20 protein-coding genes, 1 pseudogene and 1 riboswitch are annotated in these 22471 nt (G+C 43.1%); all 21 genes and pseudogenes read right to left on the bottom strand.

Annotated features, from left to right (window positions below; all coding sequences use genetic code 11):
* Positions 1-122 precede the first annotated feature (122 nt).
* Positions 123-587: a regulatory YrvL family protein gene (locus ABRT01_RS09085; RefSeq protein WP_269411449.1), complete on the bottom strand. Its 465-nt coding sequence runs from the start codon at positions 585-587 to the stop codon at positions 123-125.
* Between the two features lie 53 nt (positions 588-640).
* Entirely contained in the window at positions 641-1111 is a 471-nt protein-coding gene (locus ABRT01_RS09090; protein ID WP_269411448.1) for a GNAT family N-acetyltransferase, read from the bottom strand.
* Positions 1112-1266: 155 nt separating this feature from the next.
* On the bottom strand, positions 1267-1770 hold the full coding sequence (locus tag ABRT01_RS09095) for a DNA topology modulation protein (protein WP_269411447.1): 504 nt from the start codon (positions 1768-1770) through the stop codon (positions 1267-1269).
* A gap of 388 nt (positions 1771-2158) precedes the next feature.
* On the bottom strand, positions 2159-2953 hold the full coding sequence (locus tag ABRT01_RS09100) for an ABC transporter ATP-binding protein (RefSeq protein WP_269411446.1): 795 nt from the start codon (positions 2951-2953) through the stop codon (positions 2159-2161).
* Positions 2954-2956: 3 nt separating this feature from the next.
* Positions 2957-3937, bottom strand: a complete 981-nt coding sequence (locus tag ABRT01_RS09105; RefSeq protein WP_367746862.1) for an ABC transporter permease — start codon at positions 3935-3937, stop codon at positions 2957-2959.
* Between the two features lie 127 nt (positions 3938-4064).
* Positions 4065-5063, bottom strand: coding sequence for an ABC transporter substrate-binding protein (locus ABRT01_RS09110; protein ID WP_269411444.1), 999 nt, complete (start codon positions 5061-5063; stop codon positions 4065-4067).
* 481 nt (positions 5064-5544) lie between these two features.
* On the bottom strand, positions 5545-5850 hold the full coding sequence (locus tag ABRT01_RS09115) for a YerC/YecD family TrpR-related protein (protein ID WP_269411443.1): 306 nt from the start codon (positions 5848-5850) through the stop codon (positions 5545-5547).
* A gap of 171 nt (positions 5851-6021) precedes the next feature.
* Positions 6022-7764, bottom strand: a complete 1743-nt coding sequence (locus ABRT01_RS09120) for an adenine deaminase C-terminal domain-containing protein (protein WP_269411442.1) — start codon at positions 7762-7764, stop codon at positions 6022-6024.
* A 181-nt stretch (positions 7765-7945) separates the two neighbouring features.
* The gene (gene purD / locus ABRT01_RS09125; protein WP_269411441.1) at positions 7946-9208 is read right to left on the bottom strand and encodes a phosphoribosylamine--glycine ligase; all 1263 of its coding nucleotides are present in this window, start codon (positions 9206-9208) and stop codon (positions 7946-7948) included.
* 123 nt (positions 9209-9331) lie between these two features.
* Entirely contained in the window at positions 9332-10855 is a 1524-nt protein-coding gene (gene purH / locus ABRT01_RS09130; RefSeq protein WP_269411440.1) for a bifunctional phosphoribosylaminoimidazolecarboxamide formyltransferase/IMP cyclohydrolase, read from the bottom strand.
* A 191-nt stretch (positions 10856-11046) separates the two neighbouring features.
* A complete protein-coding gene (gene purN / locus ABRT01_RS09135) occupies positions 11047-11625 on the bottom strand; it encodes a phosphoribosylglycinamide formyltransferase (RefSeq protein WP_269411439.1) in 579 nt (192 codons plus the stop codon).
* Entirely contained in the window at positions 11613-12641 is a 1029-nt protein-coding gene (gene purM / locus ABRT01_RS09140) for a phosphoribosylformylglycinamidine cyclo-ligase (protein ID WP_269411438.1), read from the bottom strand. The genes purN and purM overlap by 13 nt, the downstream gene beginning before the upstream one ends.
* A complete protein-coding gene (purF, locus tag ABRT01_RS09145; RefSeq protein ID WP_367746863.1) occupies positions 12625-14046 on the bottom strand; it encodes an amidophosphoribosyltransferase in 1422 nt (473 codons plus the stop codon). The genes purM and purF overlap by 17 nt, the downstream gene beginning before the upstream one ends.
* Positions 14022-16250: a phosphoribosylformylglycinamidine synthase subunit PurL gene (gene purL / locus ABRT01_RS09150; RefSeq protein ID WP_367746864.1), complete on the bottom strand. Its 2229-nt coding sequence runs from the start codon at positions 16248-16250 to the stop codon at positions 14022-14024. Before purL ends, purF begins: the two co-directional genes overlap by 25 nt.
* Complete coding sequence (gene purQ, locus ABRT01_RS09155) at positions 16234-16917, bottom strand: phosphoribosylformylglycinamidine synthase subunit PurQ (RefSeq protein WP_367746865.1); 684 nt, start codon at positions 16915-16917, stop codon at positions 16234-16236. Before purQ ends, purL begins: the two co-directional genes overlap by 17 nt.
* Entirely contained in the window at positions 16914-17165 is a 252-nt protein-coding gene (gene purS / locus ABRT01_RS09160) for a phosphoribosylformylglycinamidine synthase subunit PurS (RefSeq protein ID WP_367746866.1), read from the bottom strand. The genes purQ and purS overlap by 4 nt, the downstream gene beginning before the upstream one ends.
* A complete protein-coding gene (purC, locus tag ABRT01_RS09165) occupies positions 17162-17875 on the bottom strand; it encodes a phosphoribosylaminoimidazolesuccinocarboxamide synthase (RefSeq protein WP_367746867.1) in 714 nt (237 codons plus the stop codon). The genes purS and purC overlap by 4 nt, the downstream gene beginning before the upstream one ends.
* On the bottom strand, positions 17853-19181 hold the full coding sequence (purB, locus tag ABRT01_RS09170; protein WP_367746868.1) for an adenylosuccinate lyase: 1329 nt from the start codon (positions 19179-19181) through the stop codon (positions 17853-17855). The genes purC and purB overlap by 23 nt, the downstream gene beginning before the upstream one ends.
* Positions 19174-20307, bottom strand: coding sequence for a 5-(carboxyamino)imidazole ribonucleotide synthase (gene purK, locus ABRT01_RS09175; protein WP_367746869.1), 1134 nt, complete (start codon positions 20305-20307; stop codon positions 19174-19176). Before purK ends, purB begins: the two co-directional genes overlap by 8 nt.
* Complete coding sequence (gene purE / locus ABRT01_RS09180; RefSeq protein ID WP_367746870.1) at positions 20294-20785, bottom strand: 5-(carboxyamino)imidazole ribonucleotide mutase; 492 nt, start codon at positions 20783-20785, stop codon at positions 20294-20296. Before purE ends, purK begins: the two co-directional genes overlap by 14 nt.
* Before the next feature lie 237 nt (positions 20786-21022).
* A riboswitch (purine riboswitch) is annotated at positions 21023-21122 on the bottom strand.
* Positions 21123-21433: 311 nt separating this feature from the next.
* Positions 21434-22357: pseudogene (locus tag ABRT01_RS09185) on the bottom strand (zinc-dependent alcohol dehydrogenase family protein); the annotation flags it as partial.
* Positions 22358-22471: the final 114 nt, after the last annotated feature.

Below are 22471 nucleotides of genomic sequence, written 5' to 3' on the forward strand. Positions count from 1 at the left end.
GGAAGAAGAGAATTTAATAGTAACTAAATAACCCGATTGAAGCATAACCTTTCCTCCGCAAAAGCGCTCCGATGATTGAAGAACGTAATTGTTGCTGTTAAATGCGTAGTTCATTCAAATTTCTAAGTATCTTTTTTTCTTTGCTCTTTTTTGTTGTCAAATATAGGTTCCAATATAGCTAGTAGTAAAGCGACTATGGTCTTCGTTCCTAAAGAGAGGGTAATACTTTTCATAAATGCATCTACTGTTACAATGACGATCCAGTTCGCCACAAATGCAACAAGTACTTGAATGAAAAATGCTTTCATATTTCCACTTGTATTTTGGACAGACAGCTTTCTTATAGCGTCAAAAAATAAGTCAACCACAAACCCTAAAATAAAGAAACTAACAACAAAAATAAATAATGACCAGATCGATTGATAGTGAATACCAAGTAATTCAAAAACTCCTGCAAAGCCAAAAAAGAAAATACCTAAAACGAATGCGATTACCAATATAATAAAAAGCGTGAGTCCAATAATTGTTGCTGCTTTTTCTTTGACATTCATATTTTCAAATGAATCATCATTATTAACTTCAGTCACTTGGAACCCCCCGATATTCCATTACTGCACCTAGTTTCTTGAATAATCTAAAACTATTTAACAATTTTTTTATAAAATATAAGGGTTGTATTTTCGTCCAATTTCTTAATAACACCTGTTTTGATGTAGCCCATTTTTTCATATAGATAACAATTACGTTCTTCTTCTAAAATTGTAGCTAATTCCCAACTAGTAGCTTTGATAAACATTTTCTCAACTGAAATGATAGCTTTCTGCGCTATACCTTTACCTTGGTATTTAGGAAGAATAAACATTGGGCTTATCCAATGTACGCTCTCTTTCCTGATTACACAAATAGCACCTACAAGAATATTATCAACTAATATTTTGTAAAACCCACCATTAGGGTTATTTATTCTTTTAAAAACTCTATCAATGGTTTCGTTTGCAGGATTTGTATCATAATCCTTATATTTTTCTAACAGTGGCATAAAAGCCTTAACTTGCATATCAAAAATAGATTGTGCATCATCATTTGTAGCTTTCTCTAAAATTACGTCCATAAGGTACACCACCATATCATCTGATGAAGATAATATTCTGTAAAATCGCCTGAATCACCTTCTTGTACAATCCTCTTTTGAACAAATGGATTGTTATTAGAAAGTCCATCGTTATTCAATTCTTGCGCCCTTTTGTGGAATATGACACAAAATTATTATGCTTTTTCCAAGAACTTTTGAATTTGCTTAGGTGATCTTAAAATGATAATTTGTTTTTCAGTAGAAAATTGCTCTAGCTTTTTTAATACTTCTGGTCTTTTGGCTTTCGGATAATTCCATATCCATTTTAGAAAGCCGAAGTCAAACCTCTCTTCGCAGCCTTCTCCCATATCTGGTCTAGTTTTATTTCTGTACTGCAACATTCTTTTAAAAGCACGATAAACACAGATGGTTCGATGAACATCAAGGAAGATTATTGTATCTGCCGCATTAAGCCTAATATCCATCGTTCCACCATAATTTCCATCAATAATCCATTTTTCATTTTTGACTAACTCATTTTGTATCCCCCTTTGTTCATTCCTTGGAACACCTACCCAATTTGGCTTCCAAAATAGCGCATCTAAATGATATACCTTTAAATTTAGCTTGGCCCCCAACTGTCTGGCCAAAGTTGATTTCCCCGAGCCGCCCGAACCAATTAGGATAATTTTATTCATAAAACTCCGCCTCTCCTCTCAAAATGGCCCGATTGCTACATTGAGTAATATCTTTCACAATCATTTATCAAATAATCAAACATATTTCAAAGCTACGAGAGTTATCTGCATTGAGGCAGCGGTCCAGTGGGTCAGACAGGTTGCACCCTCTGTTTGCTGCAGACCGCTGAAAAAGATGATCGTATTTAGCATAGAGTTGATTCAAAACACATAAAAGTTAATCGAACCTAGCATGAAGTTGATCCAAAATACATGAAAGTTAATCGAACCTAGCATGAAGTTGATCCAAAACGCATAAAAGTTGATCGAATCTGGCATAAAGTTGATCTAAAGCACCTAAAAGTTGATCGAGTCTCAGGTCTCGTTAACTAGATGGTGAGAAAGTTATCTAGCCTAAAACAGCACGATCATTTTCAAATTGTGTCCCACGAATTCGCTGAAATTCATGTAACAGATCTTCAATCGTTAATTTCTGTTTTTCTTCTCCACTTACTTCTAAAATGATCTGCCCTTTATCCATCATTATTAATCGGTTACCCAGATCAAGCGCCTGTTGCATGTTATGGGTAACCATTAATGTTGTTAATCTGGCACTTTGGACAACCTCTTCGGTCAAATCTGTAATTAATGCTGCGCGGGATGGGTCCAGTGCTGCAGTATGTTCATCAAGCAAGAGAATATCTGGTTCAGTAAAAGTCGTCATTAACAACGAAAGTGCCTGTCGCTCCCCACCGGAAAGCAACCCAACCTTTGCTGTTAACCGATCTTCCAATCCCAAGTTTAATGTTTGCAAATATTCTTTAAACACCGTTCTTCGCTTCTTCGTTACACCGATTCTTAGTTTCCGTTTTTTGTTCCGGGAATAAGCCATCGCCAAATTTTCCTCTATCGTCATGGAAGGCGCTGTTCCTGCCATGGGATCTTGAAACACACGACCAATCATTGCGGATCGCTTATATTCTGGCAAATGACCGACCGGTTTCCCATTAATCACCACATCGCCTGCTTCCGGAATAAGCACACCGGAAATCACATTCATTAACGTCGATTTTCCCGCACCATTACTGCCAATAACAGTAACAAAGTCGCCCTTTTCCAAATTTAAATCAAATGATTGCAGTGCCTTCTTTTCATCTGGTGTCCCTTCACTGAATGTCATGGAAATATTACTTAATTTTAGCATTCTTTACGCCACCTCTTCATGATGGAGTGTCTTTCGTTTTTGTAAACGGTGCTTCTTTTCTCTTCTTGTTTGCAACAATTTTGGGGTAACCAATGCGATAACAACAATAAAGGCCGTAATTAATTTCATATCACCTGTATCCAGGAATTCAACCTGTAGTGCCAAGGTGACAATGATTCGGTAAATTACCGCACCACCAATGACTGCCAATGTTGTTCTGGAAATGGTTTTAGTGCCAAATAATGCTTCCCCAATGATGACGGAGGCAAGGCCAATGACAATCATCCCGATTCCCATATTCACATCGGCAAACCCGCCAAGCTGTGCATACAGTCCGCCAGATAATGCAACAAGCCCATTGGAAAGGCCAACACCGAAAATTGTCAATGAATCGGTATTTGCGGATAAACTGCGGATCATTTTTTTATTATCCCCGATCGCCCTTAATGCAAGACCCACCTCTGTCTTTAAATAGAAATCCGTTATTAATTTTATGCCAAGTGTCACAACGATCATCACTAAAATAATAGCCCATGTTGCCGGAAATTTGGTCATTCCCAACATGGATAATATGCCATTTAAAAAATCATCGATACCTGTTCCGTCCCATACTGATTTCAATTGGGTGAAAATCGTTGTTTCATTTAACATGGACAGGGTTGGCTGCTTCATAATCCGTAAGTTAATCGAATATAATGCGGTCATCATCAGGATTCCGGATAATAGTGCATTAATTTTTCCCTTTGTATGCAATATGCCGGTGATACATCCAGCAATAAGGCCGGCAATAACGGCAAAAATAGTTGCCAGAATTGGCGGGATACCATTCATAATCGAGACAGCTGCAACAGACGCACCGGTAACAAAACTTCCATCAACCGTTAAATCGGGAAAATCAAGCACCCGAAACGTCAAATATACCCCTAATGCCATTATTGCATAGATGACACCGGATTCAACAGCACCAAACATGGATATAATCATCGTTTTCTTCCTTTCATTCTCTGGGAGTTAACCTGGCTCTTTCCATAAGTTTGTCACGCATTCGTTCGGGCCCGCCCCATAATGGTCAACTAACATTTAGTGGGGAAGAACACCCCACTAAATGAAGTTATTTCGTCTCAACAAATTCTGCTGCATCGTCCCATTTGTCGTTCCATTTTACACCTTGTTCTTCTGCTGCTTGCTTATTAATGAACAGTTGAATTTCCGGTGGGTATTCAACAGGAAAATCGCTTGCTTCCTTTTTCCCGGTTAAAATATCCGCAGCCATTTCGCCTGAGCGGTAACCAATCGTGTGATAATCAATACCGAACGTCGCAAATCCCCCTTTTTCCAATGAATCGGGTTCACCAACAAATAGTGGGATATCCTGATCGTTTGCAACTCCAACAACACTGTCCAATGCGGAAACAACGGTATTGTCGGTAATGATATAGAACACATCTGCCTCATCAACCAGCGTTGTAGCGGCCTGCTGTACTTCTGAAGAGTTGGCTACTGTTCGCTCCACAATGCTAAGCCCGGTGTCTTTTGCTGCTTTTTTGACTGCCTTAATTTGGGCAACCGAGTTCTGTTCTCCGGCATTATAGATCATGCCTACTTTTGCATCCGAAAAATTGTCACTGATAAACTTCACCGTCTCTTTAATGGCATCCGGATGAAGGTCGACAACTCCGGTAATATTTCCTTCATGTTCGTCCATTGATTTTACCAGCCCGGCATCTACAGCATCCGTTACCGATGTAAACACAATTGGAATATCGCTTGTCGCTTGCAGTGCTCCAAGGGCGCTTGGTGTTGAATTGGCAAAAATCAGATCGACATTATCTGCAACAAAACCATCTGAAATCGGTTTGACATTATTTTGGTCATTCTGGGCGCTTTGAAAATCATATTCTACGTTCAGCCCGGCATCGGCAAGCGCATCCTTAAATCCTTTGTATGCCTCATCAAGAGACGGATGTTCAACAATTTGCGTTGCACCAACCGTATATGTTTTCTCTCCATCAGATCCAGCTTTTCCTTCACTTCCCGCAGAATCATCACTACTACAGGCTGCCAAACCAATCATACCAATCATTGCAATCAACAACAGCAATCGCTTCATTCACGTTTCCCCCATCCATATGTAAAAATTCTCAAAATAGTTAAGCGGATTATATCATACTATTAGTCTATTTTCCAGCGAGACATTGGGGCGGTTCGTCTGGCCAACTTTACAATGGAACTGAGGATTATGCTGACAGACCAAGGGGGAGTGGATGGAGATAACATTAAAATAAAATGGCTATGACAACGGTCACGCTTATGGGTTGATATTGTTTCAATTTTTGTTGATAGCTTCGTTTTAAGGTTGATATTTTGCCGGATTTGGTTGATATGACCGCTTCAGGGTCGATACTTTACCCGATTTGGTTGATATGCTCGATCCACGGTCGATATTGTACGGGGTGGGTTGATGCAGCCTTCATCTCCTTTCCCTTGCAGCCCACACTCAGCATAAATTCCAGCTTTTGGTGTGGGACAAGGTGCCTATCCCCTCGTCCAATAAAAAAATGCCGCTCCCTTCATAGGGTAACGACATTTTCCTAGTCTTCGTTTGTTTTACCTGATGTTCGATCCAGCACCATTTTATAGCCGTCATTGCCAAAGTTAATGCACCTTCGTACCCGGGAAATGGTGGCTGTTGATGCTTTTGTTTCCTTTTCTATCACATGATAAGTCTGCCCTTCTATCAGCATTTTGGCAACTTGCAAGCGCTGGGCAATCGAGTGGATTTCTGACATTGTTGCGATGTCGTCAAAAAAGCGGTAGCATTCTTCGCGATCTTGCAGCGACAAAATCGCATCAAATAATTGATCTAACTGTTCCCCGCGTAATTTATCAATTTGCACGTTGACTGCAACCCCCTGTCATTTATTCGTTTGAAATGTCAACTGTCTTTTAATTCGGGAATTATAGTAAAATACCTTCTACACTCATTATAACACGTAATGGGAAATGCATAGGGATAATTGCCGCGGCCAAAATCCAGCCAGGTTAAAAAATCTTCCAGCAATCATCCATCAACGCATGATTGCCGGAAAAAGTACCTCCCGTTTTTTCACATCAACAATGCCACGCTGTGTTATCCGAATATACGGCAAATGGGTTGCGGATAGGAAAAGGATGGAATACACAGGATCGTCATATGGATAGCCGAATTCCTTTAAATGTTTTTTCAGCTGTTTTTCCTTCTCAATTAAATCCTCCATTTTGCCATCGAACATGATTCCTCCAAGGGCCAGTGGCAATTCAAACAAAATTTCTCCTTGGTGGACAAGCACAATTCCTCCGCCTATTTTTTTCAAACGATTCCAGGCTGTAAGCATATCTTGTTTACTTTTACCAATACATACAATATCACCAGTTGTAGAATAGGAACTTACGATAGCTCCCAATTTGTTGGTAAATCCTCTTAAGGCAGTGTTTACCCGCCATTTCCCATTCCGGTCGATCAGTAATAGAAATGAATCATTACAGCGATCAGGAATTGTATCAAGGGTAACATCTGTTTCAATCGCGTATGGTTTGATAATGACGTCATTTACCATATCCAGTCCAATTGGGATGGAAAACTGCAGGTCACTCATTTGCAAATTCCAATCCAGGTTTAACGGACCAACGTTGTATTTTTCCCAGTCGAATCGGGGAGCTATTGTTTCCCCATCTGACTTCCGCCTAATCCATTGACCCTTGGCTAATACCCCGACCGGATGCGGGTTGTCTTTCTTTGCTAAAATATTGATATGGGCGAGCCTTCCTGGTGCAATACAGCCCAATTCATCTGTTAAACGATAATGCATTGCCACATTATGAGAGACCATACTGTACGCTTCTTCCGGTGCAACGCCTTTCTGAATTGCAATTTCCAGGCATACATTCATCATCCCATTTTCGTAAAATGCTGGTGTGGCCCCGTCCGTCGTCATGGTCACATGTTCAAATGACGGTATGTTTTCGGCAAGCATTTCTTCCAAAAGTCTTGGCAAATCAGGCCTGATCGAGGAATGTCTTAGCCCCACCTGGAACCCTAATTGCAACCGATTGATCGCCTCTGCTCCTGTCATTGCTTCATGATCTGCCGCAACCCCCAGCAGCTTCATTTTGGTGAGCGTTTTTTCTGAAGCCCCAGGGAAATGCCCTTCTACGGGTTTCCCATTCCGATTAGCTTCCTGTATCCAATATAGCAGTCTATCGTCACCAGCTAACAGATTTGGCCAGGAAGTTAATTCCCCCCCTTGAATAACCGCTGGGTGTGATAGCCAATCAAGCACATCTTCACTATTGAAAAAGACCTCTTCATCCTGCAAAGCCGTTTGTGAATCAAAACGAGCCCACCAGTACATGGAAACAGGCAGTTTATTAAACTCATCCAACAAGGAAAACGCTTTCTTTTTGTCCAACAAGAAATTCCACATCAGATTATCATTGATCAATGTTGTCGTACCGAACTTCGCCACATGATTAGCCAGCTTATCAGGACTATATAATTGAAATGGGTGTGCATGTGGTTCAATATAACCTGGTACAAGATAGTAATCACTGCAATCAATGATTTCCGTTTTCGTTTGTTTTTCCGGAAGCTTCTCCCCAACATAAACAATCCGGTCATCCAAAATCCAAATATTTGCCTGTAACCACTGTTTGGTAAATGTATTTAAATACGTTGCATTTGTTAACACAAGATTTGGTGCCACTTTCCCCTCGATTACAGCAACATGTTTACGCATTTCCCGATTTCTCCAATAATAACCATTTTCCAGCATGTAACAACTCTCCATTTATCTGTTTCCTCTATTTTACCATATAATCCGCTTTCATAATGTAAAGTTTTATTAAATACAGTGAACATTTTATGACAGTTTCATTGTCTAAAAAACAAATGAAGGGCTGATCCCAAATCTCAGCCCCCCCTCACTATAGGATATTGGTGTCTGGCATACCAAATCAAATTGTCCGAGTTGTTAACTTACCAATGTCGCTTCGATAAAAAAATTGATCAGACAAGTTCGTTGTTGTCAGGGTGTGATATACGTGATTCGCAGCACCATCAAGTGTTTCCTGTTTACTGCCGACAAGCAATACCCGGCCACCATCTGATTGGTACGAACCTGCAGCAAGTTTTGTGCCTGCATGCACGACAAATACATGTTCATCAGTGACAATGTCGGGCAAGGTGATACCTTTTTCATAGCTGTCCGGGTAACCCTGGGCAGCAACCACAACCCCGGCACAGAAATTTTCTTCCCATGTTAACGTTGGATTCCGTCCATGTATGACATCCAGTATAACTTGCAAGAGATCATTCTTCAATAAGGGCAAGACGACTTGTGTCTCCGGGTCTCCAAACCGAGTGTTAAATTCAATGACTTTAGGGCCGTCAGCAGTCATCATCAAACCAGCATATAAAATTCCGGTAAATGGACGTCTTTCATTCACTAATCCGTCAGCTGTTTTCTTTAATATTTCCCGATATGTATACGCAAGATCCTCATCTGTGACATCAGGAACCGGTGCATAAGCGCCCATCCCGCCTGTATTCGGCCCTTTGTCATGATCAAAGGCACGTTTATGATCACGGGCGGGAAGCATGGGGTAGACATTTCCTTCATGAACAAACGCCATCAGTGAGAACTCTTTTCCGACAAGGCATTCCTCGATGACAAGCGTGGCTCCTGCTTCGGCGAACGTCCGCGAAATGAGCATATCATCGACAGCCTTTATTGCCTGCGCTTCTGTCTCAGCAACCACCACACCTTTACCAGCAGCAAGTCCATCCGCTTTGACCACAATTGGTGCTCCCTGTTCGATAATGTATTGTTTCGCTTGTTTTGCATCGGCAAATGTAGCATGTGCGGCCGTAGGAATGTTGTATTTCCCCATAAATTGTTTGGCAAACTGTTTGCTGCCTTCTAATAATGCAGCTTCTTTTGTCGGTGCAAAGATCGCTAAACCCACTTCTTGAAATCGATTGGCAATTCCAGCGTTAAGCGGATTTTCCGGGCCAACAATCGTTAAATCAATCTGCTTATCCCTGGCAAACATGATCAACCGGTCGATATCCATTTCATCAATGTCCACACACGTTGCTTGTTGTGCGATACCACCATTTCCGGGAGCTGCATAAAGGTTAGTCACTTGTTCGCTTGCAGCCAATTTCATCACAATGGAATGCTCTCGTCCACCACGGCCGACTACTAATATATTCATCTGAACGCTCCCTTTTTCTTGGATTAACTCTGACCTTTTCCCGATCAACTTTGGTCCTTGCCCGATCAACTTCCTCTTGTTTTCGATCAACTTTAATCCTTGCCCGATCAACTCCTGCGCTCATTAATGTTTGAAATGGCGCATTCCTGTGTAAACCATGGCAATTCCGTGTTTGTTGCACACATCAACCGAATCTTGATCCCGTTTTGATCCACCCGGTTGTATGATTGCTGTAATGCCTGCCTCTGCTGCCGCTTCTACTGTATCTGGCATGGGGAAAAAGGCATCCGAAGCCATGACCGCGCCGTTAGTCTTTTCTCCCGCTTGTTCAATCGCGATTTTCGCAGCACCAACCCGGTTCATTTGTCCTGCACCAACGCCAATCGTCTGATTATCCTTTGCCAGTACAATTGCATTGGATTTGACATGCTTAACGGCTTTTTCGGCAAACAGTAATTGCTTTAATTCTGATTCGGTCGGCTTTCGGTCTGTTGCAAAAGTAAGATCACCTGCACTTACAACGCCACGATCATAATCCTGCAGCAATACGCCACCCATCACACTAGTAATCTTCTGCTTGTTCACCGCTCCATCTGCCAGGTCCAGCTCCAGCAAGCGAATATTCTTCTTCCTTGTCAACATTTCAAGCGCATCTTCACTAAATCCAGGAGCAATGACAATTTCCAAAAAAATCTTGCTTAATGGTTCAGCAACCTTCGCATCAATGGCACGATTACAAACAACAATCCCGCCAAATATCGAGACTGGATCCGCATCATACGCTTTGGCAAATGCTGTTTCGATCGTTTCACCAATACCAATTCCGCATGGGTTCATATGCTTCACCGCTACAGCCGCCGGTTCATCATAATCAGCAATAATTTCCAATGCTGCATTCGCATCTTGAATGTTATTGTAGGATAATTCCTTTCCATGCAACTGTTTTGCGCCGGCAAGTGTTCCTGCTGTTTGGTGGACATCCTTGTAAAAAGCCGCCGTTTGGTGTGGATTTTCACCGTACCTTAATGATTGCACCTTTTCATAGGTCTTGGTCAGCACATCTGGATAAGGCTCATTTGTAAAATAATCGGCAATCATCGCATCATAATTGGCTGTGTAGCGGAATACTTTGGCGGCCAACTGTTTACGCTTTGTTTCATCTAAGGCATTCATCTTGATTGCTTGTAATACATCCTCATAGTCATTCGGATCAACCACGACAGCGACATTTGCCATATTTTTCGCTGCTGCCCGTAACATGGATGGTCCGCCAATATCGATATTTTCGATAATCTCTGCTTCGGTAACACCCACCCGCTCCAACGTTTGTTTAAATGGATACAGATTAACCGCAACCAAATCAATTGGCCTAATCGCTAGTTCTTCAAGCTGGTTTTGATGATCAGCATTGTCCCGTTTAGCTAATAAGCCTGCATGAATCAACGGATGTAATGTTTTGACCCGACCATCGAGAATTTCCGGGAAACCAGTAATTTCTTCTACAGCGGTTGCTTCTATCCCGGCTTGATGAAGGGTACGTAAGGTTCCTCCGGTTGAAATAATTTCATAGTCCTGTTCCACTAGCCCTTTCGCAAAGGCTTCGATGTTTTCTTTGTTCGATACACTTATTAACGCTCGCTTTTTCATCCAATAACGCCCCACTTTACGATAAAATTTATTGCATGTACCCGCCCAGCTTCTTTACAAATGTAGCCAATTCGTTTATCAGCGATTTTGGTGGTTCTATCAGCGACTTTGGTCCATATATCAGCGATTCTGATGGTTCTATCAGCGTTTTTCCATGGTATATCAGCGATTTCACCACTTTTAATAAATTTTTATACCCCCTTACTTACAAGTGCATTAATCACCTTTGGGTACAATGTATGTTCCACCTGCTGGATACGCTGCTTTAATGTTTCTACTGTATCATTCTCGTAAACTCTTACCGATTCCTGCTTGATAATCGGACCTGTGTCCATTCCCGCATCAATAAAATGCACCGTTACACCAGTTGTCTCAACCTTTGCCTTATACGCCTGCTCGATTGCATCTTTACCCGGAAATGCTGGTAAAAACGATGGATGAATATTGACAATACGCGCCGGATAAGTATCAAGCAGTGTTGAACCAATCATTCGCATATACCCAGCAAGGAAAATCCAGTCAACCTGTAATGTTCGCAGCTTGTTCTTAATTTCCTGTTCGTATAAGGCTTTACCAGGATAGTTCTTGGGGGTAAAAACAAATACTGGTATCCCATATTCCTGCGCCAAACGGACGACCTTTGCCCCTGGTTTATCACAAACGAGCAGCACAATTTCATAGGATAGCTTATTTGCAATTGACTGCTCTACTATCGCTTGGAAATTACTGCCCGTTCCTGAAGCAAACACTGCCGCCTTCACTTTACACATGGTTCAAACTGCACTCCTTTTTGATCCGTCACCCGGCCAATCCATGATGCGCACTCACCTTGCTCACGTAGCATCTTAATTGCCGTTGCTGCTTCATCCTCACTGACCACCATTGCCATGCCAATACCCATATTGAAGATCCCATACATGTCACGGTCATCCAGCTCTCCCAACTCTTGCAAAAAGGAAAAAATCGCTGGCTGCTCCCATGTCTTGGGATCGATCGTAGCGCCTAAGTCGGCAGGAAGCATCCTGGGAATATTTTCGAAAAATCCACCCCCGGTCATATGGGATAGTCCTTTTATTTCCACCTTTTGCATAAGGGTTTTTACCTGCTTGGCATAAATCCGTGTTGGTTCGATCAGGACATCTCTTAATGGCTTGGTCATTCCGGCATATGTTTTGGCAAGATCCAGATCCTCCACAAGTTTTCGCACCAGGGAGAACCCGTTTGCATGAATGCCGCTTGATGGCAATCCGATAATACAATCCCCTTGCTGGATCGACTGGCCGGTGATCAGTTGGGATTTTTCCGCAATCCCAACGGCAAAACCAGCCAGATCATACTCATCCGCTTCATACATTCCTGGCATTTCCGCTGTTTCCCCGCCAATAAGAGCCGCCTCTGCCCGGACACAACCTGCTGCGACACCGGAGACAATTTGTTCAATCATGTCCGGATCATTTTTACCACAGGCAATATAATCGAGGAAAAACAGTGGCTGGGCACCTTGGGCGACAATATCGTTCACACACATGGCAACTAAATCCTGCCCCACAGTATGGTGAATGCCAAGTTGATGGGCAAGTTTCAGTTTGGTGCCAACCCCGTCCGTACCAGAAACCAGTACAGGCTCGTGATACGAAAAACCGCTCAGGTCAAACAAACCGGCGAATGCCCCGATATCACCAAGCACCTCTTTACGCTTCGTTTTGGCAATATGTTTCTTCATTAGCTCAACCGCCTGATACCCCTTTTCTACATCGACTCCGGCGTCCTTATAATTTATCGGCAATTGGCGCCACTCCTTCTTTTTTCGAATGACCCTTTTTAACTGGATAAACTCCACTCATGCAAGCCGTACAAATTCCCTGGTTAATCGTCTTATCTTTGACAATTGCTTTTTTCAGACCACTTTCGGCCAGGTAGGCAATGCTGTCTGCTCCGATAATGTCACCTATTTCCTCAGGCGCGTGGCTCGCAGCAATGAGTTCGTCTTTTGTTGACATATCAATCCCGTAATGGCATGGATGCTGAATCGGAGGTGAGGCGATGCGGACATGGACCTCCCTGGCGCCAGCTTCTTTCAACATCCGGACAATCCGTTTACTTGTCGTCCCTCTGACAACGGAATCGTCAATCATCACAATCCGCTTGCCTGCTACAATTCCCCGGACCGGAGCCAATTTCATTTTCACGCCTTGTTCCCGTAATTCCTGGGATGGCTGAATAAACGTCCGGCCAACATAGCGATTCTTGATAATCCCCATTTCATACGGCAATCCACTTTCTTCTGCATAGCCAATCGCAGCGGAAATGCTGGAATCCGGTACGCCAATCACCATATCAGCATTAGCTGGTGCTTCTTTGGCCAACTCTCTTCCCATCCGTTTTCGGGAAGCATGCACATTCACACGATTCACATTGCTATCTGGCCGTGATAAATATACATATTCCATGGCACACAAGGTTCGTTGTTCACGGGTGGCAAAACGCTCTGATTCCACGCCATCATCACTAATCGTAACAAGTTCACCCGGCAACACCTCGCGTTCAAAGCTGGCACCAATTTGATCAAAAGCACATGTTTCCGAGGCGATTACATAAGCATCACCAAGCTTCCCGATCGATAATGGGCGAATACCGCTCGGATCAAGGGCTGCAAACATTTTATCCTCGTTAAGAAAGACAAACGCATAGGCACCAACAATCTGGTTCAATGCATTGGCAATCGTTGCCGTTGTCTGGTACGAACCGTCCCTTTTCATTAAGTGCGCCAACACCTCGGTATCCGATGTTGTTTGCAGGATACTGCCCATATCCTCCAACTGACCACGAAGTTCGCGGGCGTTCATAATATTGCCATTATGGGCAAGCGCCAGGCTATTGGATTGTGAACGAAGCAATAATGGCTGAACATTTTCGATTCCGCCATCTCCCTGGGTTGAATAACGCACATGACCAATTGCTGCCATTCCGGAAAGTCTGGAAAAATCCACATCTTTAAACACCTCATTAACAAGCCCCAGGCCCTTGTGTGCTGTTAATGCGGTCCCGTCATTCACGACTACACCGGCACCTTCCTGCCCGCGATGTTGCAGCGAATGCAGTCCATAGTACGTGAGCCCTGCTGCCTTTTCATGTCCCCAAATCCCAAAAACGCCACATTCTTCGTTTATACCCTTGATTTCAGCAGACATGGAATAGCTCCTTTCCAACAATCACATAATGTTTCCACATCCGCTTCCATTACCTGTTTGCCATTGCCAATGACGTTGAATGTTTGATCCCCCGTTACCACACCAATTTGCACCGCATCTTCAACCAGTTCGTTGAAACGTTCCTTATCCTCCTGCTTCACCGACACCAAAAATCGGGATTGACTCTCACTAAAAAGTTCAACCGTCATGTCGCCTGTCAAATACACATTGGCACCTAACCCTTCTCCGGTAAAACAACTTTCGGCAAGGGCAACCGCTAACCCACCTTCTGCCAGATCAGTGGCGGATTGAACGATACCAGCTTGAATCGCATCAAGCAATTGGGATTGGCGTTTCGCTTCCATGACTAAATCAATCGTTGGCGCTTTTCCGGAATAACCCCGTTTTAATACCTGTTGTAATTCACTGCCGCCAAATTCAGCCTTGGTATCCCCAATCAGAAAAATCGTGTCTTCCCGCTGTTGAAACCGGCTAGGTGTGATATAGTTCAACGATTCAATGAGCCCAACCATGCCGACCACTGGAGTAGGAAAAATAGCCTTTCCATTCGATTGATTATATAACGAGACATTTCCACTAATAACAGGTGTTTTTAAGGTACGGCATGCTTGACTCATACCAGCAACACTCTGTTCCATCTGCCAGTAGATTTCCGGTTTGGTCGGATTGCCAAAATTCAACCCATCGGTGATTCCTAACGGCTTGGCACCAGAGCAAACAATGTTACGAGCCGCCTCCGCAACCGCAATTTTTCCGCCAGTATTTGGATCTAAATAAATATACCGGGAATTACAGTCTGTTGTAATCGCCAAGGCTTTGTCCGTGCCTTTAATACGAATAACTGCCGCACCTGACCCCGGCGTTACAACCGTATTGGTCTGTACCATCGAATCATATTGATCATATACCCATTCCTTACTGGCGATGGTTGGCTGACTGAGCAGACGCTTCAACATCGCCGCATAATCAGCGACCGCAGGAATTTCATTGGTCATTTGCTGGGATTCCTTAAAATACGCCGGAACATCAGAAGGCATATGATACACGGGAGCTTCCTCAGCCAAGGCGTCAACCGGGATATCCGCTACTATTTCCCCATGTTGGGTCAGTCGAAATGTTTTTTCCGCAAGCACCTGCCCAACTGCAACAGCTTGTAATCCATATTTTGCAAAGATATCGATAATTTCTTGTTCACGCCCCTGTTTGACAACGAGCAGCATGCGTTCTTGTGATTCCGATAGCATTAATTCATACGCAGTCATATTTAATTCGCGCTGTGGAACGAGATCGAGATTCATTTCCATCCCGGTACCTGCTTTACTGGCCATTTCGCTCGCTGATGAGGTTAAACCTGCAGCCCCCATATCCTGCATTCCAACCAAAGCATCGGACTGAATCACTTCCAAACATGCTTCAATCAGCAGTTTTTCCATAAATGGGTCACCAACTTGTACGGCTGGTCGATCTTTATTTGCATCTTCTACCAGATCATCTGAGGCAAACGTTGCGCCATGGATACCATCACGTCCGGTTGCGGCACCAGCGTAGATGACTGTGTTTCCGATACCTTTAGCAACACCTTTTTGCATATCATCATGATCAATGAGACCAACACACATGGCATTAACCAGCGGATTTCCCTCATAACAATCATCAAATTGAATTTCCCCGCCAACCGTTGGCACCCCGACACAGTTTCCATACCCGGCAATTCCGCGTACTACTTCCCGGAACGAATATTTCCCTCGATCTGTTCGCAAGTTACCAAATCTGAGGGAGTTCATCAGTGCAATCGGACGCGCGCCCATGGAAAAAATATCGCGAAGAATCCCGCCAACGCCTGTTGCAGCACCTTGATACGGTTCAACGGCCGATGGATGATTATGACTTTCTACCTTGAATACAACCGCTTGATTATCCCCAATATCAATAACTCCTGCACCTTCACCCGGTCCTTGTAACACATGCGCCGCCTTGGTTGGGAATCGCTTTAACAACGGTTTGGATGTTTTATAACTGCAATGTTCCGACCACATCACCGAGAAAATACCCGTTTCCGTAAAATTGGGCCGACGCTTTAAGATCGCTTTGACCATGTTATATTCCTGTTCACTAAGTCCCATTTCCAGGTAAAGCTTATCGATTTCCAATTGTTCGGGACTGATCTCAGACATTTGCAACATAGGGTACCCTCCCATTCATGATCATCGACTGAAAAACTTTTAATCCGTCATCACTGCCAAGCAAAGCCTCTACAGCCCGCTCCGGATGAGGCATCATTCCCAGGACATTCCCCTGTTTATTAAGGATTCCTGCAATATCGGCAGCCGACCCATTCGGGTTATTTTGATACGTAAACGCGATTTGGTTATTTTGCTTTAATTGGTTGAGCGTTACACCATCACAGAAATAATTTCCTTCCCCATGTGCAATCGGGAATTGAACGATTTCATTTTTCTCGTATTGATTGGTAAACATACTTGTGTGATTGGCGACAGATAATTTTTCCTGATGGCACATGAAGGCAAGATGTTGATTGGGAAGCATGGCACCCGGCAGCAACCCCGCTTCCAGCAATATTTGAAATCCGTTACACACCCCTAATATTGGTTTACCCTCAGCGGCATGTGTTCTGATTTGCTGCAGACAATTGGAGGCGGCTGCAATCGCCCCTGAACGAAGATAATCACCATAGGAAAACCCCCCAGGCAATAGAATCGCATCATAGTTTTCCAAATGACAATCTTCAAACCAAACAAGGTCTGCCTCCATCTTCAAGACATCTTTCACCGCATGATACATGTCATGGTCACAATTGGATCCCGGAAATACGATCACGGCAAATTTCACGAGTTTACTGCCTCCTCAATTTCAAAATGGTAGTCTTCCATCACCGGATTCGCCAGCAGCTGATCACACATCTTGTGCACCCGTTCTTTTAGATCCGCCCGTTCTTCTATATAAAATTCGATGTATTTGCCAATCCGGGTATCACTGACTTCATCGAATCCAAGCGAATGAAGGGACGTCTGGACAGCTTTCCCTTGTGGATCCAACACGCCTTGCTTTAACGTAATATGCACTGTTACCTTTTTCATATTCTGTCCTCCAGTCGTTGTAAAATCACGTTATACACATCCAATAAATCCCCTGTTCCCTGGCGAAACACATCCTTATCCATTTTTTCCTGGGTATCGATATCCCATAACCGGCATGTATCCGGGGAAATTTCATCAGCCAAAATGATACAGCCGCTGGCAAGACGGCCAAATTCCAGTTTAAAGTCTACCAGTGTCAGATTAATAGAAAGAAATAGCTCTTGTAATGCTGCATTAATGGTCAGGGCCTTTTCTTTGATTTCCCGTAATTCAGATTCCGTTATCCTGGCTAAAAGTAGTGCATGCTGATCATTTATTAATGGATCATCCAATGCATCATCTTTATAAAACAACTCGACAATCGGAGGAGTAAAGCTGGTCTTTTCCTCCAATCCCAGCCGTCTGGTGATGCTCCCGGCAGCGAGATTACGGACAACCACTTCAAACGGAATAATTTCTGTTTGTCGGACAAGCTGTTCCGTTTCATTCTGCTTCTCGATAAAATGCGTCTCGATCCCTTGTTCATGAAGATAAGCAAAAATCCGTGCTGAAATTTCATTATTCAATCGGCCTTTCCCGGTGAAACTCGCCTGCTTTTTTCCATTAAATGCGGTTGCATCATTTTTATAAGCTAAAATCAGCCGGTCGGGTGCCTCTGTATCCCGGTACACCTGTTTTGCTTTACCTTCATACAACAATTCCGCTTTCATGTTCTTCCCTCCGTTTTAGGCCGATGCGGTCAAAAATCCGATCGATGTTTTTCAAATGATAGGTGTAGTCGAAACAAGCATCGATTTCTTCTGGTGACAGCAGATCTGTGATGTTTTCATTTTGCTCCAGCAATGTTTTGAAATGGGTTTCCGTCTCCCATGCCTGCATAGCTTTTGGCTGAACAATGTCATACGCAGCTTCACGTGTCATCCCCTTGTCAATTAATGCAAGCAGAACACGCTGGGAAAAGATAACACCATGGGTTTTATCGATATTTCGTTTCATATTTTCCGGGAATACGGTCAAATGCTTGATGATCGATGAAAACCGGTTCAACATGTAATCCAAAGCAATCGTTGTATCCGGCAAAATCACCCGTTCCGCTGATGAATGGGAAATATCACGTTCGTGCCATAAGGAGACATTTTCATATGCGGTGACCATATTGCCACGTATCACCCGGGCCATTCCGGTCATATTTTCCGAGCCGACCGGATTACGTTTGTGCGGCATGGCTGAGGAGCCTTTTTGTCCTTTTGCAAAAAACTCCTCCACCTCACGCATTTCCGTCTTCTGCAAACCACGAATTTCGGTGGCAAACTTTTCAATTGATGTTGCAATCAGTGCCAAAGTGGACACATAATCCGCATGACGATCCCGCTGCAAGGTTTGTGTCGATACTGGTGCAGGAGTCAGACCCAATTTTTCACAAACATAGCGTTCTACAAATGGATCAATATTCGCGTACGTCCCCACTGCCCCGGAAAGCTTGCCAAATGCAATGTTCTCAGCAGCTCGCTTAAACCGTTCCAGGTTACGTTTCATTTCCTCATACCATAACGCAAGCTTCAAGCCAAACGTGGTTGGTTCTGCGTGCACGCCATGGGTTCGGCCCATCATCACCGTATGCTGGTGTGCCAATGCTTTATCGCGTAAAACAGCAATCAAATGTTCCAAATCACGTAGAAGGAGTTCATTCGCTTGTTTCAGTAAATAAGAGAGCGCTGTATCGACCACATCCGTTGAAGTCAATCCGTAATGCACCCATTTCCGCTCATCACCCAGTGTCTCGGATACCGCACGGGTAAAAGCTACCACGTCATGCCTGGTCTCCTGTTCGATTTCATCAATCCGGCTAATATCAAACGATGCATGCTGTCTGATTTTCTCCACGTCTGCGCTCGGAATGACACCAAGTTCACGCCAGGCTTCACATGCTAAAATCTCGACTTCCAGCCATGCCCTGAACTTATTCTCTTCCGTCCAAATCCGTCCCATCTCTTCTCGTGTATACCGATCAATCATCACGCTGCCCCCTATACTTCTTTAGCAATTGGCTAACCTCTTCCACCGTATCCGCTGTAAACGTCACATGGCCCATTTTCCGTTTTGCCTTGACAGCTGCCTTTCCGTATAAATGAAACGACCCTGCTTTTAATGTAGACATTTCCGTTAACGCATGCGCCATATCTTCCCCAAGAATATTCACCATCGCAGCTGACTGGACAAGTTTTATTGGTGTTAGCGGCAGACCGCAAATGGCTCGAATATGCTGACCAAACTGGGAAATATTACAGCCTTCAATCGTATAATGGCCGGAATTATGTGGTCTTGGCGCCATTTCATTAAGGAAAATATCCTCGTCTTTCACAGACATTTCAATGGCAAACGTACCAACAATACCGATGTTTTCCGCCAGTTTGGAGGCCGCTTCGATCGCTTTATTGTAGACATGTTCATTAATGGCTGCCGGCGCTGTTGTTTGATATAAAATATGGTCCTTGTGAACATTCTCAGCGATTGGGAAAAATGTTATCTCACCTGTAACGGCGCGTGTGAATATTACCGATATTTCTTTATCAAATGGCACCCATTGCTCGATAATGCAATGTCCATGCCTGGCCGCAAAATCTATCGCCGCTGGTTTGTCTGCCTCCGTGCTTAATTTGCGTTGCCCTTTCCCATCGTAACCACCGCGACATGTTTTGATGACTGCTGGAAATTCCATATTTTCCAGTGCTTTCTCACATTCATCGGCATTCGTGATAATGGAGAATGCCGGTACAAGTAAACCGGCCTCTTGCATCTGTTGTTTCTCTTTTTCACGGTTTTGGGTAATTTCCAATGCCTTTGAACCCTGTGGCAGCTTGCCTTGTTCAGCAATATATTGGGCAGCAGGAAGATCGACATTTTCGAATTCATAGGTAACCACGTCACTGATGCTGGTTAATTGTTCAATCGCATTCCTATCATCATAAGCTGCGACAATTTGTTCATCGGCCACTTGTGCAGTCGGGCAATTTGGCGTCGGATCAATTACGGCAAGTTTATACCCCATATGTCTTGCTGCAATTGCCATCATTCTTCCCAATTGCCCGCCACCGATAATACCGATCGTTTTAGGTGGCAAAATCACCTTATTCCTTGGCAAGATCATCCCTCATTTCCGCAACTTTGGTTTGCATATCTTCCCGATAGACTTGAAGTTTTTCTGCTATCTGTTGATCAAATGCCCCAATTATTTCCGCGGCAAGAATACCAGCATTGGTAGCACCAGATTTGCCAATTGCCACTGTTGCTGTTGGCACCCCGCCAGGCATTTGCACAATGGATAAGAGAGAGTCCACCCCATTTAATGTATTGCTTTTTACAGGCACACCAATTACGGGTAAAGTCGTTTTTGCAGCCACCATCCCTGGAAGATGAGCTGCACCACCAGCACCCGCAATAATCACTTTTAACCCACGATCACGAGCTGATTCGGCATATGTGAACATCTCATCCGGAGTACGATGCGCTGAAATCACTTGCTTTTCATATGAAACTGCCAAACTATCCAGCACATTGCATGTATGCTTCATCGTTTCCCAATCCGATATACTGCCCATGATTACACCAACCTGTACCATCGTATCCCTCTTTCTATATGTTTTATGTTAAGGCTGTTTTTCTAAAAGTTTGTTGCTTTGATTGATACAAAATGCTTTATTTATACTCTGAATGGCCCGAATGGATGCCTCTTCATAGGGATGTATTCGGACCGCGGGCTAAATCACAACTAAATAAAAAAAGTCTATTCGAATCTCCTCCCTACAAGAGAAGATGAATAGACTTTTCTGACATATTGAAATAGACCATTGCTGTGACAATGATTCACCCTCCCTCATAGTCCGGCATTTACGGTGCCGGGTAGAAACTTCCAAGCCATATCCTCGGAAATATATGAGGTACCGTATTGATTTGTTGGGTTAAGCATAACAGAATAGAGAACGTTCTGTCAATAAAATAACGGAACATTTTAAAACGGAAATAATTTAATGTTCGTGTTTAGCGCGAAATTCGTCTGTGCAAACCGTTGAACAATCGGTATTTCTTCACTTTTCCATTTGTAATCATTCCAACAACTAAATCGGCCATCATTTTTCAATTATTCTAACATACGAATAAGGTTGGGGATGGGAACACAGCTATCCTGAAAGTGGGTCATACCTTATTTAATTTTCCCCACAAAATGCTGGCTTATTCAGCACTGTTTTGTTGAAGGAGAATTCAACTCATTAACCGGTTAAAAATACTTTCCCATTAGCTGTTTTAGATTCAACGACATCAATAGCTTTTTTTACATTGGACAGGTCATAATTAGAATCTACCATCATTAATCGCAATTCTTTATCAACTATTAGCTTTATCAAGTGATTAAAAGTTTTTTGCCATTTATTTATCGAGATACTTTTGTTCCAATTCCGCAGATGAAATATATTGGCATTTACTTTTGCTTTATTTACAATATCTGCCCAGTTTACTTGAATTCCTGATAAAAGACCAATGGTTAAAAACTTACCATGAGCGCGCACACAAAAAGCTAAGTCGTTTCCAGACGAGCCTCCAACAGAGTCAACAGCCGAATCTGCCCCCATTCCATTTGTTAATTCCATAACTGCTTCATAAAGCGAATCTTTAGAGGTGTCTATCACATGAGAAGCACCAAGATAAAGTAAATCTTCTGTATGTTTATTATTTCTCGTCACTGCAATCAATCGAAAACCTAAAACCTTCGATAATTGAGCAAAAATACGTCCAATGGAAGAACCGCACGCATTAACCAATAAAACATCATCCGATCTTAATTTTAAAACCTCCGTACAAACCACCCAAGCTGTAACGGGATTAATATACATTTGTGATGCCGTAAAATCATCAATAGAATCAGGTATAGGAACTGTAAATTCTGCTGATGACTTAACAAATTCTTGCCACGTTCCTTCCTCCCCACGCAAAGGTAAAATGCGTTTACCAATAAGATTATGTGAAACTAAAGGGCCTGTATCCTCCACAATACCAACGCCTTCATAACCAGGAATATTGGGCAAGGAAATTCGATGAGAATAAGCTCCTCTAATCGGTATTAAGTCAGAAGGATTTATAGGACGGGCTAACATTCGAACAAGGACTTCATTATCTTTTGGTGGTTGAGTCAATTTCATAATTGCTCTTTTTAAAAATACACAGACCTGCAGAATTTTTAAAACAAATTTTTTAAAAATTTAATTAAGCAGTTTGTTGCTGGTTTAACAGTACATTGATACGATCTGCAG

This window comes from Lentibacillus sp. L22 (assembly GCF_040812445.1).
Classification (GTDB): Bacteria; Bacillota; Bacilli; order Bacillales; family Amphibacillaceae; genus Lentibacillus_C; species Lentibacillus_C daqui.